This is a genomic window from Kitasatospora sp. NPDC004531, assembly GCF_053602195.1.
Genome location: NZ_JBSGDD010000077.1, coordinates 23985 through 36481 on the forward strand (window position 1 = coordinate 23985; position 12497 = coordinate 36481).

General features: G+C 75.0%; 13 protein-coding genes. 8 read left to right on the forward strand and 5 right to left on the reverse strand.

The window, feature by feature from the left end; genetic code table 11:
* Positions 1-60 precede the first annotated feature (60 nt).
* Together ACWEMJ_RS25860 and ACWEMJ_RS25865 are read left to right on the forward strand one after the other, a co-directional pair.
* The gene (locus tag ACWEMJ_RS25860) at positions 61-3117 is read left to right on the forward strand and encodes a DEAD/DEAH box helicase (RefSeq protein ID WP_452139515.1); all 3057 of its coding nucleotides are present in this window, start codon (positions 61-63) and stop codon (positions 3115-3117) included.
* Between the two features lie 4 nt (positions 3118-3121).
* A complete protein-coding gene (locus ACWEMJ_RS25865) occupies positions 3122-3325 on the forward strand; it encodes a hypothetical protein (RefSeq protein ID WP_452139516.1) in 204 nt (67 codons plus the stop codon).
* 319 nt (positions 3326-3644) lie between these two features.
* Here ACWEMJ_RS25865 and ACWEMJ_RS25870 read toward each other — a convergent pair whose 3' ends face one another.
* Both ACWEMJ_RS25870 and ACWEMJ_RS25875 read right to left on the reverse strand, forming a co-directional pair.
* Entirely contained in the window at positions 3645-4487 is an 843-nt protein-coding gene (locus ACWEMJ_RS25870; RefSeq protein WP_452139517.1) for an alpha/beta fold hydrolase, read from the reverse strand.
* Positions 4488-4508: 21 nt separating this feature from the next.
* Complete coding sequence (locus ACWEMJ_RS25875; RefSeq protein ID WP_452139518.1) at positions 4509-5204, reverse strand: HAD-IA family hydrolase; 696 nt, start codon at positions 5202-5204, stop codon at positions 4509-4511.
* Here ACWEMJ_RS25875 and ACWEMJ_RS25880 point away from each other — a divergent pair.
* A complete protein-coding gene (locus ACWEMJ_RS25880; RefSeq protein ID WP_452139519.1) occupies positions 5197-5934 on the forward strand; it encodes a hypothetical protein in 738 nt (245 codons plus the stop codon). The genes ACWEMJ_RS25875 and ACWEMJ_RS25880 overlap by 8 nt on opposite strands.
* Here the strand turns inward: ACWEMJ_RS25880 and ACWEMJ_RS25885 are convergent.
* Positions 5914-6288, reverse strand: a complete 375-nt coding sequence (locus ACWEMJ_RS25885; protein WP_452139520.1) for a hypothetical protein — start codon at positions 6286-6288, stop codon at positions 5914-5916. The genes ACWEMJ_RS25880 and ACWEMJ_RS25885 overlap by 21 nt on opposite strands.
* A 113-nt stretch (positions 6289-6401) precedes the next feature.
* Between ACWEMJ_RS25885 and ACWEMJ_RS25890 the strand changes: the two genes are divergently transcribed.
* The 3 genes from ACWEMJ_RS25890 (at position 6402) to ACWEMJ_RS25900 (ending at position 7830) form a co-directional block, all read left to right on the forward strand.
* Complete coding sequence (locus ACWEMJ_RS25890) at positions 6402-6785, forward strand: helix-turn-helix domain-containing protein (RefSeq protein WP_452139521.1); 384 nt, start codon at positions 6402-6404, stop codon at positions 6783-6785.
* Between the two features lie 53 nt (positions 6786-6838).
* The gene (locus tag ACWEMJ_RS25895) at positions 6839-7402 is read left to right on the forward strand and encodes a hypothetical protein (RefSeq protein ID WP_452139522.1); all 564 of its coding nucleotides are present in this window, start codon (positions 6839-6841) and stop codon (positions 7400-7402) included.
* A 101-nt stretch (positions 7403-7503) separates the two neighbouring features.
* The gene (locus ACWEMJ_RS25900) at positions 7504-7830 is read left to right on the forward strand and encodes a DUF2516 family protein (protein WP_452139523.1); all 327 of its coding nucleotides are present in this window, start codon (positions 7504-7506) and stop codon (positions 7828-7830) included.
* A 70-nt stretch (positions 7831-7900) separates the two neighbouring features.
* Here ACWEMJ_RS25900 and ACWEMJ_RS25905 read toward each other — a convergent pair whose 3' ends face one another.
* Positions 7901-9307: a PP2C family protein-serine/threonine phosphatase gene (locus ACWEMJ_RS25905; protein ID WP_452139524.1), complete on the reverse strand. Its 1407-nt coding sequence runs from the start codon at positions 9305-9307 to the stop codon at positions 7901-7903.
* A gap of 218 nt (positions 9308-9525) precedes the next feature.
* Between ACWEMJ_RS25905 and ACWEMJ_RS25910 the strand changes: the two genes are divergently transcribed.
* Positions 9526-10053, forward strand: coding sequence for an O-acetyl-ADP-ribose deacetylase (locus tag ACWEMJ_RS25910; protein WP_452139525.1), 528 nt, complete (start codon positions 9526-9528; stop codon positions 10051-10053).
* 233 nt (positions 10054-10286) lie between these two features.
* On the opposite strand, the gene ACWEMJ_RS25915 is transcribed toward ACWEMJ_RS25910, so the two are convergent.
* Positions 10287-11111, reverse strand: a complete 825-nt coding sequence (locus tag ACWEMJ_RS25915) for a class I SAM-dependent methyltransferase (RefSeq protein ID WP_452139526.1) — start codon at positions 11109-11111, stop codon at positions 10287-10289.
* A 248-nt stretch (positions 11112-11359) separates the two neighbouring features.
* Here ACWEMJ_RS25915 and mshA point away from each other — a divergent pair.
* Positions 11360-12497, forward strand: a 1138-nt coding sequence (gene mshA / locus ACWEMJ_RS25920; RefSeq protein ID WP_452139527.1) for a D-inositol-3-phosphate glycosyltransferase, incomplete at its 3' end; no start/stop codon positions are given.

Consider the following 12497-nt stretch of genomic DNA (forward strand, 5'->3'; position numbering starts at 1 on the left):
GCACCCCGATCTATCGTGGAAGACCCAAACCCACTCCCCGCCCCCGGAGGCCCCGCGCCCATGTTCGTTCTGCACGCGTTGTGGCGGCCCGACGGCCGCCTCGCGGTGTGGGCGGAGGACGCGGAGGCGTTCACCGGGCGCGTCGGAGAGGGGTCGCGACACCCGTACGCGTCCTCGGCGAGCGCGGTGGCGGTGCTGCTGGCCGCCGTGGGCCCGGGGCCCGCGTGGCTTGCCGAGCGGGGCGCCGAGCGCTGGGTGAGCCTGCGGCTGCCGACCGCGGGCTCGCGGCCGACGCCGTCCCCGGACCTGCCCGTCGGCTCGACCGCGAAGGGCCTGGTGCTGCACGCGTGGCGGGTGCCGGCCCTGGTGTTCGAGCGGGCCGAGGCGGCGCAGCTGCTCGGTGAGCTGTTCGACCCGTACTGGCCCGGGACGACCGTCGAGCTGCCCGACGGCCGGACGGCGGAGCTGGCGTACGGGGCGTCGCTGCGCTGGCTGACCGCGGTGCACGACCTGGCGTGGCGGCTGGTGGGGCGGGGCCGGGTGCTGCCTGCGCTGGTCGAGGAGGCGGACGGGTGGGCGGCGCGCTGGCGCCCCGCCCCGGACGGCCCGGCGGGCCGCGAGGCGGCCGCCCTGGCGGCGGGCTGCCCGCCGATCGCCCGCGCCGAGGACGGCGCCGAACGCACCGGCAGCGCCCTGTTCACCGCCGTCCTGGACGCCCTCACCGACCACGAGACCCGCACCGCGCTCGACGCGCAGCCGACAGCCGAGCCCCCGAAGGACTGGCTGGAAGCCCTCCGCGCCGCCGACCCCCGACTCCCCGCCCCGCCCGACCCCGAGGCCGCCGAACGCCTCGCCGCCTGGACCGCCGGCACCGAACCCACCGGCGCGGTGCGCCTCGCGTTCCGGCTGGCCGAGCCGCTCGGCAGCGCGCCGGACGACCCGGACGCCGCCGTCCCCGACGAGAACTGGCGGCTGGACGTGCTGGCCGGGCCGGTGGACCGGCCGTCGCTGCTGCTGCCCGCGGCTGAACTCTGGTCGGACGGACCGGGGTTCGCGGCGTTGAGCCGCAGCCTCGGCGACCCGGTGGAGGCGTACCTCGCCGAACTCGACCGCGCCGCCCGGCTCTGCCCCGACCTGCGCGCCGCCCTGCACCGCACCCGGCCCACCGGCGTCGATCTGGACCGGGCCGGTGCGCTCGCGTTCCTGCGCGACACCGCCCCGCTGCTGACCGCCGCCGGGTACGGCGTACTGCTGCCCGCGTGGTGGCGCCGCCGCCCCCGGCTCGGCCTGGCCGCCACCGCGCACAGCCGCCCCGCGCCGGGGTCGGTGAAGCGCACCGCGCAGGCCGACCGGGACGCCGTGCTGGACTTCCGTTGGCAGCTCGCGGTCGGCGAACAGCCCCTCACCCAACAGGAGTTGGACGAACTCGCGGCCGCCCAGCAGGGCCTGGTCCGGCTGCGCGGCCAGTGGGTGGAGGTGGACGCGGCCCAACTCGCCGCCGCCCTGCGGTTCCTGGCCGCCAGGAGGGACGACCCGCAGCTGGACGCCGCCACCCTGCTGCGGCTCGCCCTGGACGACGGCGCGGTCGTCGACGGCCTCCCGGTCACGGCGGTGCACGCCGACGGCCCGCTCGGCGACCTGCTCGCCGGCCGCCTCGGCCGCCTGCCCGGCGCGCACCGCACCCCGCCCCCGACGGGCTTCACCGAACCCCTGCGCCCGTACCAGGAACGGGGGTTGGCCTGGTTGGACGCCCTCGGCCGGCTCGGCCTCGGCGCGGTGCTGGCCGACGACATGGGCCTTGGCAAGACCGTGCAGACCCTCGCCCTGCTGGCCCTGGAGCACGCCCGCGGCGCCCGCGGCCCCGTCCTGCTGGTCTGCCCGACCTCGCTGGTCGGCAACTGGCAGCGCGAGGCGGCCCGGTTCGCCCCCGGCCTGCGCGTCCACCTGCACCACGGTCCCGAGCGGGAGGGCCCCGACCCCGCCGCCGACCTGGTGATCACCACCTACGGCGTGCTCCAGCGGGACGCCGCCGCGCTGCGCGGGATCCGCTGGCGACGGGTGGTCGCCGACGAGGCCCAGCACATCAAGAACCGCGCCGCCCGGCAGTCCCGGGCGATCCGCTCGCTGCGCTCCGGCCCGCGGATCGCACTCACCGGCACGCCGGTGGAGAACCGCCTCGCCGAACTCCACTCCGTCCTCGACTTCGCCAACCCCGGCCTGTTCGGCACCGCCGAGTCGTTCAAGGAACGCTGGGCCGTCCCGGTCGAGCAGTCCGGCAACCGGGAGGTCGCCGCCCGCCTCCAGAGACTCACCGGCCCGTTCCTGCTGCGCCGCCTCAAGAGCGACCCCGGAATCGGCGAACAGCTGCCCGCCAAACAGGAGTTCACCGTCCGCTGCAACCTGACGCCGGAGCAGGCCGGACTGTACCGGGCGGTGGTCGACGACCTGCTGCGCCGCCTGAAGGGGGCGCGCGGCGTGGAACGCAAGGGCGCGGTGCTGGCGGCCCTCGGACGGCTCAAGCAGGTCTGCAACCACCCCGCCCAACTGCTGCGCGACGGCTCGCCGTTGGGCGGGCGGTCGGGCAAGGTCGAGCGGCTGGTCGCCCTGCTCCGGGAGGCCCTGGCGGAGGGCGACCGGGTGCTGGTGTTCACCCAGTACGCCGAGTTCGGCACGATCCTCCAGCCGCACCTGCGCCACCGGCTCGGCACCCAGGTGCTCCACCTGCACGGCGGACTCTCCGCGCCACGCCGCCAGGAACTCGTCGACCGCTTCCAATCCCCGGACGGGCCAAGGGTGTTCCTGCTCTCGCTGAAGGCCGGCGGGACGGGCCTCAACCTGACCGCCGCCAACCAGGTGATCCACCTCGACCGCTGGTGGAACCCCGCCGCCGAGGACCAGGCCACCGACCGCGCCCACCGGATCGGCCAGCGCCGCGAGGTGCAGGTCCGCCGCCTGGTCTGCGTCGGCACCATCGAGGAGCGCATCGACGAACTCCTGCGGGCCAAACGGGAGTTGGCGGCCGCTGTGGTCGGCACCGGCGAACAGTGGCTGACCGAACTGCCCACCGAGCAGCTGCGCGAACTGCTCGCCCTGTCCGCCGACGCCGTGGGGGAGTGACGCCATGACCAGCGACTCCGACCGCCCGCTCGACCAGTGCCTGGACGCCTTCTGGCAGGGCACCTTCACCCTCCGCCCACCCGACGCGCCCCCGGAACGCCCCGACCCCGCCCTCGACCACCTCGGCCCGAGCGGCCTCGCCGCCCGCGGCCGCGACCTCGCGGAGCTGCTGAAGTCCGACTACCGTCGGCTCGTCGAAGGCAGCTGATCCAGGAACTCCGTTACCAGCGCAGGGAATTCGACCAGCTTATCGGCCAAGGCCGGACCCCTCGGGGTGGAGCGTCGGGGCCTGCCATGCCCGGCGGCGGCACGGGCATCGGGTGGCCTCCGGCCACCGTCGGCTCGTCGAGGGCAGCTGGCCGATCAACTTCCGTATCGGCGCGGCGAATTCGGCCGTTTCTCGACTCGCAGCCGGTCGGGGTGGAGCACCCCGACCGGCCGCGCCGGGGGGGGGACGCCGATCAGGCCGTCCCGCTCTCCCTCGACCATCTGGGTCCGAGCGACCTCGCCGAGCTGCCGGCGTCCGACTACCACCGGCTCGTCGAAGGCAGCTGATCCAGGAACTCCCGTACCAGCGCGACGAATTCGACCGGCTTCTCGACCCACAGCCGGTGCCCCGCACCCGCCAGCACCTCCAGCCGGGCCCCCGGGTGGAGGGCCGCGACCAGTCGCGCCGGGGCGGTGCCGATCATGCCGTCCCGTTCGCCCGCCACCACCAGCACCGGCGCCGACACCGGGGCGGCCTCGCCCGCGCTCGCGTAGAAGGCCCCTCGCATCCACGGCGCGGCCGGGACGAGCTCCGGGTCGAAGGCCGAGGCGCGCGCACGATCGTCCCAACTGCCCCAGAAGAACGGGGTGATGCGGGCGGCCAGCTCCGCCGGGTCGCCCTCCCCGGCGGCCAGCAGTTCCGCCGCCCGCGCCGCGTCCGGGTACCACGGCTGGTCGGCGCGGGCGGCGCGGATCGCCGCGAGCTCCGCCTCGTCCGGCTCCCGGGCGCCCCGGCCGACCGGCGTCACCAGCACCAACGACCGCACCCGGTCCGGGAATTCGGCGGCGTAGCGCTGCGCGGTGAGGGCACCGGCGGAGTGCGCGACCAGGTCGAGGGCGTCCAGTCCGAGATGCTCGCGCAGCGCCTCCAGGTCCTTCGCCTGGGTACCGAACGCGCACGTCGCCCGGTCGGCGGGCTCGGCGGAGCGGCCGCAGCCGCGCGGGTCGAGGCGGATCAGCCGTCGGTGCGCGGCCAGCCCGCCGAGGTCGCCCAGGTAGCGGGCGTCCGCGCCCGGGCCGCCCGGAATCGCCACCAGCGGTTCGCCGTCGCCGAGTTCGTCGTAGTGCAGGGTGGTTCCGTCGTGCGCCGAGAAGGTCGTCATGCGGCCGATGCTGGCACGCCGTCAGGCCGGAGGCCTCCGCGTTCCACGAAGCGGTCGGAACACTCCGGCGTCGCCGAGCTCGCGCCGCAGCCCGGCGGCGTCCCGGTAGTGGTGGCCGCGCATGCCGAGAGCCTTGGCGGCGGCCACGTTGCCGGGCGAGTCGTCGATGAACAGGCACTGCTCGGGCGGGACTTCGGCCCGCGCGGCGGCCGCCAGACAGACCCGGGGGTCGGGCTTGGCCACGCCGAGGCGCGCCGTGTTGACCACCGCGTCCACGGCGGTGTCCAACCCCAGCGCGGCCAGATCGGCCTCCAGGCGGGTGGTGCCGTTGGAGACCAGCAGCACCGGCACGCTCCGGCGGGCCTCGGCCAGCAGCGCCAGCACCTCCGCGTCCACCCGGAACGGCTGGCGCCCCCACGCCTCCACCACCGCCCGGGCCCGCTCCACCGACCCGCACACCGCACGTAGATCGTCCGCCACCGCGGCGCGCCACTGCTCGTCACTGACCCGCCCGGTCACCGCCGGCAGCAACCGCTCCGCCCGGAACGCCGCCCCCGCGACCGTCCCCACCGCCAGCCCGTGCGCCGCGTCCACCTCCCCCAAGTCGCCCCAGACCCGCACCACCCCGTCCAGATCGCACAGCACCGCCCCGAGCCGCCGCCCCGCCACCGCGTCCTCCTCCGTCGTCGAGTCCCGATTCAATACCCAGGTGATCAACTGGACCGGCCTGGCCGACTGGTGCTCGGACACCGACCGCGTCCCCGCACTCCTGGACCACCTGGAGCGCGAGGACGACACCGAGGCCTGGAAGGAACTGGGACTCCGGCTGATCCTCGAACACGACCTGTTGGTGCCCGCCGCCTTCCTCGCACTGCCACGCCTGGTGCGCCTCGCGCCCGACAGCGCACCGGCGCGTGCGCTGGCCGGCGAGATCCTCGAACGCGCGGCGGGCCACCACGGCTGCGACGAACTGCTCGCGGGCTGCGCGGGCGCCGTCGCGGAGTTCCGGGGCCTGCTGGACGGACACCTCCGCACGCGGCCGGCCGACTACCTGGCGGCGTTCCGCGCGTTCCTCGCCACCGAGGGAGAGTTCCACTGGGCCGCCGAACTCGGGGACTTCACCGACGACTTCTACCCCGTGCACTGCCCGCACTGCGCCGCGAAGGTGACGATCGCCATCGGCGACCACGGCCGCTACTCGGCGATCCGCGACTGGACCCTGGGCGACGTGAACCGCCGCAGCCTGCGACCGGCATCCCCGTCGGCCCTCTCCGGCACCGGCCGCCGGATGCACCAGACCGCCACCCGCGACGGGCAGGACCAGCTCTCCCACGGCATCACCCACCTCTACGGCGAAGCCGAGTGCCCCAGCTGCGCCTGCGTGTTCAACCCGGCCGCCGAATACACCGCCGCCAACCGTCCGCCCCTACGGGGAACAGTCTGGTGAGCCGGGCCGCGCTGCCTCCCGTTCGGCCGTGAAGTCGTCGAGGAGCTGGAAGAGCACCTCGACCGCCTGCTTCTCGTCCTCGGGCGGCAAGTCCCGGATGTCGTCCCAGCCGTCAGGCAGCGCCAGGTGCAGGACCAGGCCGGGCCAGGCGTGGCTGCAATCACGGCCTCGACGGGCGACGAGCCATTCGCGCCACCCGGCGAGTCCGGGCCCGCCGTGGCGGACGGCGTGCATGTCGTAGCCGGCCAGGAACGCGGTCACCAGGTGGAAGGAATCCCCGCCGACGAACATGCCGGGACGCCGGCCGACACAGGCGAAGTACTCGCGTTCGCTCATCTCCGAGTGCTGCTTCATGTTCCCCTTCTTCACCGAGGCGGGACAGCCACGAAGACGTCGAGCGCTTCGCGGCGCGCGCAGACGCTAGCAGTCTGCTTGCAATTGCAAGCGGGCGGGGGCAGACTGCCGGTATGGCGGCACTGAATGTGGGCTCGCTCGGGGAGTACATCCGGGAGCAGCGGCGGAACGCGCAGTATTCGCTGCGGCAGCTGGCCGAGGTGGCCGGGGTGTCCAATCCGTATCTGAGTCAGATCGAGCGCGGGCTGCGCAAGCCGAGTGCGGAGATCCTTCAGCAGATCGCCAAGGCGTTGCGGATCTCGGCGGAGACGCTGTACGTGCAGGCCGGGATTCTGGAGGAGCGGGACGAGCAGGGGCCGGGTCTGCGGGCCGCGATCCTCGCCGATCCGCAGATCAACGAGCGGCAGAAGCAGGCGCTGCTGGCGGTGTACGAGGCTTTCCTGAAGGAGAACCAGGCCGCCCGCCCGGCCGCCGACCACCCGACCGACCCCGCGTGACCCGACCCCGCGTGACCCGACCGCGCTGGCGCACCCCGACCGGAGGACCCGACATGCCGATCAGCGAAGAGCTCAAGAAGACCCTCACCGACCCCACCCCGCTGTACGCGCTGGCCGGCGCCGGCGACCTCGCCTACGAGAAGCTGCGCGAGGTCCCGGGCCAGCTGGAGGCGCTGGCCGCCGACCGCAAGGGCACCCAGGACAAGGCCGCCGCCGCCCTGCAGGACGCCGGCAGCAAGCTGGTCGAGGCGCAGGCGAAGGTCACCGAGGCGGTCACCGCGCTGCCCACCGACGTGAAGGAACTCCAGGCCAAGGCCCAGGAGTTCGCGATGCAGCAGGTCGGCCGGGCGCTGGAGTTCGCGGTCAAGGCCAAGGAGGTCTACGACGAGCTCGCCGTCCGCGGCCGCACCGTGGTGGACGCCGCGGGCGCCCGCCCGCAGGACGCCGGCCCGGCGGTCGGGAGCGAGGCCGACGACATCGTGATCGCCGAGGTCGTGGTCGACGAGCCGCTCGCCCAGGACGCCGCCGCGCCGAAGCCGGTCGCCCCGAAGCGCGCCCCGCGCAAGCCCGTCCGCGCCGACAAGGCCGCCGCGGCGGACGCCGCCGACTCCGAGTGACGGGCCCTGGCGCCGGTCGCCGGGGAACGGCACATCGACCAAGGCCGTTGATCCGGGCAGGGTCCATGCCAGGATGGAAGAGAGAGTGAGGAGAGCACCAGGTGCTGTACGTCGATCTCGGGAACCCGTTCTGGTGGCTGGCCACGGCGATCATCTGCTACAAGGTGTTCGCGTTCGTGGACGCGGCGATCCGCCGTGAGGACGCCTACCGCGCCGCCGACAAGAAGACCAAGGGGTTCTGGCTGGTCGTGCTCGGCCTCGCGCTGGGCGCCGACCTGCTGTTCGGCGCGAACCCGGTCAGCGGCCTGCTGGTGCTGGTCGGCCTGGTCGCCGCGATCGTCTACGTGGTGGACGTCCGCCCGGCGATCAAGCTGGTCACCGGCGGCCGGGGCGGCGGTCGTAACGCCGGTCCGTACGGGCCCTGGTAGGCCCACGGGCGAAGGAACGAGAAGGGGCGGCCCCGCGCGGGGCCGCCCCTTCGGCGTGTCCGACCGGGCGTCAGCCCATGATCACCGGCACCGGGTTGCGCTCCAGCAGCAGCACCGCGACATCGTCGGTCAGCGCCCCGCCGTTCAACTCCTCGACCTCGGCGATCGCCGAGTCCACCAGCCGACCCCGGGTCAGCCCGGCGGCCTGGTGATCGGCGATCAGCTCGATCAGGCCCTCCTGGCCCAGCCGGGGCGAACCCGCCCCGACCTTCCCCTCGACCAGCCCGTCGGTGTACAGCAGCAGCCGCCAGCCCGGGTGGAGCTCCACCCGCAGCGCCGGCCAGCTGGACAGCGTGGCGTCGCACGGCAGCAGGCCCAGCGCCGGACCGGCCAGCTCGGACGGCAGCAGCACCGGCGCGGCGTCCGGCCCCAGCAGCAGCGGCGCCGGGTGCCCGGCCAGGAACAGCTCCGCCGACTCCGGCCCGCCCTGCGGGCCCGGCGCGTCCAGCACGATCATGCAGAGCGTCGCGAAGATCTCGTCGCTGCGCCGCTCGTACTCCAGCGTGTGCTGCAGGGTGGTCAGCAGGTGCTGGCCGCTCAGCCCGGCGAACACCAGGGCCCGCCAGGCGATCCGCAGCGCCACGCCGAGCGCCGCCTCGTCCGGGCCGTGGCCGCAGACGTCGCCGATCACCACGTGCACCCGGCCGTCCTTGGTGCGGACGGCGTCGTAGAAGTCGCCGCCGAGCAGGGCGCGGCGGCGGCCCGGCCGGTAGCGGCGGGTGAAGGCCAGGCCGGCGCCGTCCAGCAGCGGGGTGGGCAGCAGGTGGCGCTGGAGGCGGGCGTTCTCCTGGCCGCGGATCTCCGCCTCGACCAGGCGGCGCTGCGACTCGTCGGCGCGCTTGCGTTCCACGGCGTAGCGCAGCGCGCGGGCCAGCAGCGGGCCCTCGGTGTCCTGCCGGACCAGGGAGTCCTGGGCGCCGGCGGCCACCGCGGCCTCGCCGAGTTCGGCGCCGGCGCTGTCGGTGAGCACCACCACGGCGGTGTGCGGGGCGCGCTGCAGCAGCTCGCGCAGCCCGTCCAGGCCGTCGCCGTCGGCCGGCTGCGCGGTGGGCGCGCCGAGGTCGAGCAGCACGCACTGGAAGTCGGGGTGGCGTACGCCGCGCCGGTTGCCGCCGGGCGGCGGCAGCAGGGTCAGCGCCTCGTCGACGCCGTCCACCCGGTGCAGTTCGGCGTGCTCGCCGAGCTCCTCGGCCAGCGACTCGAACAGCCGGTGCTGCGGCCCGTCGCCCTCGATCACCAGCACCCGGAAGTCCGCGGCGCCGGACCGGGCCGGCTCGCGGCCGCCCGCCGGGGTGGCGCGCGGATGCGGTATCGCCGCACCCCGGAGCTGCTGCGCGCCGGGTCGGCTCTGGCTGGGCTCGGCGGCCCCGGCGCCGTTGCTCGCGTCGGGTGCCCGCCCGTCTCCCGTAGCGGGCATCGGTCGGTCCTTCCTTTCCCCGACAGGCCAACGGCCGGTGTCCGTCCACGGTGCCCGCATGGCACCGGGCATCGGGGAGCTTCCCGCGACCATAACGTGATCTCCGAGGATTTCTTCGCCTGAGCGGCGCCGATGTGGTTATTGCCACGCGTGCGGTGGCCGGGGTCCGTAGTGTTTGCGCCCACTGTGGGACCGGAGTTGACGGGAGTTGAGCAGCGGTGACGCGCATCACGCTGGTGCAGGGTGACATCACGGATCAGCGGGTGGACGCGATCGTGAATGCCGCGAACAGTTCACTCCTGGGCGGTGGCGGGGTGGACGGGGCGATCCACCGGGCCGGCGGACCGGAGATCCTCGCCGACTGCCGGAAGCTGCGCGCCTCCCACTACGGCAAGGGCCTGCCGACCGGCCGGGCGGTGGCCACCGGCGCGGGCCGCCTGCCGGCCCGCTGGGTGGTGCACACGGTGGGGCCGGTCTTCCGGCCGGAGGACCGGCCGCAGCGCACGGAGCTGCTGGCCTCGTGCTATCGGGAATCCCTTCGGGTGGCGGTGGAACTGGGGGCGCGGACGGTGGCCTTCCCGGCGATCTCCGCCGGCATCTTCGGCTGGCCGCTGGACGATGCCGCTCGGATCGCCCTGACGACCGTGGCCGAGCAGGCGCCCGACCTGGACGAGGTGCGTTTCGTGCTGTTCGGTGCCGAGGCGTACGAGGAGTTCGCGCGGGTGCGGGACGAGCTGGCGGGGTAGAAAGCAGGGGCGCTGACGGCGCGCCGGGGGCGCGCGACGGCGCACTCGGGCGCTCCCATGGTGGCGCGGCGGGGCGTCAACACGCCAGAGGTATTCGATAACTCGTTCGAGTGAACCGCCGAACGGCTGCCCGAGCGACGCCGAGACCGGAGCGACGCCGAACCCGGAGCGACGCCGAGGCCGCAGCGACGCCGAGACCGGAGCGACGCCGAACCCGGAGCGACGCCAGAGCCTCAGCGCGGCGCCAGCGCCGCCCAGTCCACCGTCAGCTCGCCCTGCCGCCGCCGCGCCGGCACGTCCCGCAGCGGCCAGTCCGCGGCCAGCGCCGCACACGCCGCCACCCAGCGCTGCCGCGCCCCGAACGCCCCCAGCGGCGCGGCCGCCGCCCACGCCCGGTCGAAGTCCCGCAGGAACGCGTGCACCGGCCGCCCCGGCACGTTGTGGTGGATCAGCGCCTTCGGCAGCCGCTCCGCCAGGTCCGACGGCCGCTCCAGGCTCCCCAGCCGGGCCGCGAAGGTCACCGTCCGCGGCCCCTCCGGGCCCAGCGCCACCCACACGTGCCGCCGCCCGATCTCGTCGCAGGTGCCCTCCACCAGCAGCCCGTCCGGCGCCAGCCGACCGCACAGCCGCGACCACACCTCGGCGACCTGGTCCTCGTCGTACTGCCGCAGCACGTTCGCCGCCCGGATCAGCTGCGCCCGCGCCCCGCCCGGCAGCGGCACCTCGAAGCCGCCGCGCCGGAAGTCCAGCAGCGGCGGGTCGGCCATCGGCAGCGCCGCCGCCACCCGCACCGGATCGATCTCGATCCCCACCACCCGGACGTCCGCCCGCACCGCCCGCAGCCGGGCCGCCAGCTCCACCGCCGTCCACGGCGCCGCCCCGTACCCGAGGTCCACCGCGACCGGCGGCGCCGTCGCCGCCCGCAGCGCCCGGCCCGCCGTGTACGCGATCCAGCGGTCCATCCGCCGCAGCCGGTTGGTGTTCGTCGTTCCCCGGGTGATCGTCCCCACCGGCCGGCCCGACCGGCCCCGGGACGACGGCATCTCGCTTGCGGCCATGGTCACCAAGCCTACGCAGCGCCGCACCGGCCCCCCCAGGCCCCCGCAGAGCCCCCCGCCCGCCGCCGGGAATACGGGAACGCGACGACACGGTTGGCATCCTTGACGTCCTACCGCCCGCAGCTCCCGGCCGCGGGCGGCGGCGCGTGAACAGGCAGGAATCTGCCCACACGCACCATCAGCACCACCGACGCAGTGACGGGCAGCGCCCAGGGAGGCTTCCGCAGGTGACCCACCACCTCGTCCGCATGCCCCGCGGGGAGTCGCGGTCCGCAGCCCCTTCGCGCCGCCCCCGCCGGATCGCGATGCTGAGCGTCCACACCTCGCCGCTGCACCAGCCGGGCACCGGCGACGCCGGCGGCATGAACGTCTACATCGTCGAGCTGGCCAAGCGCCTCGCCGACATCGGCATCGAGGTCGAGGTCTTCACCCGGGCGATCAGCTCCGACGACGCGCCGACCGTGCAGCTCGCCCCCGGCGTGCTGGTCCGGCACGTCACGGCCGGCCCGTTCGAGGGCCTGCTCAAGGAGGACCTGCCGGCCCAGCTGTGCGCCTTCACCCACGGCGTGCTGCGCACCGAGGCCGGCCACCGCCCCGGCTACTACGACCTGGTGCACTCGCACTACTGGCTGTCCGGCCAGGTCGGCTGGCCGACCGCCGCGCGCTGGGGCGTGCCGCTGGTGCACACCATGCACACCATGGCGAAGGTCAAGAACGCGGCGCTCGCCGAGGGCGACACCCCGGAGCCCGCGGCCCGGGTGATCGGCGAGACCCAGGTGGTCGGCGCCGCCGACCGGCTGATCGCCAACACCGCCGAGGAGGCCGGCGAGCTCGCCCAGCACTACGACGCCCGCCCCGAGCAGCTGGCCGTGGTCCACCCGGGCGTCAACCTGGAGGTGTTCCGCCCCGGCGACCGGGCCGCCGCCCGCCACCGCCTCGGCCTGCCGCAGGACGCCGCCGTGCTGCTGTTCGCCGGCCGCATACAGCCGCTGAAGGCGCCGGACGTCCTGCTCAAGGCCGTCGCCCGGCTGCTGGAGCGCCGCCCCGAACTGCGCGAACGCCTGGTCGTCCCGGTGGTCGGCGGCCCGTCCGGCACCGGCCTGGCCCGCCCCGAGAGCCTGCACAAGCTGGCCGCCCAGCTCGGCATCAGCGACGTGGTCCGGTTCCGCCCGCCGGTCGGCCAGCAGCAGCTCGCCGACTGGTACCGCGCGGCGACCGCCCTGGCGATGCCCTCGCACAGCGAGTCCTTCGGCCTGGTCGCCCTGGAGGCGCAGGCCTGCGGCACCCCCGTGGTCGCCCAGGAGACGCCCCAGTGGTCGAAGAAGATCTTGAAGGCAAGGTTGATGCCCGTGGTCAAGCCGAGTTCTCCCTTGGGGACGGCGAGGG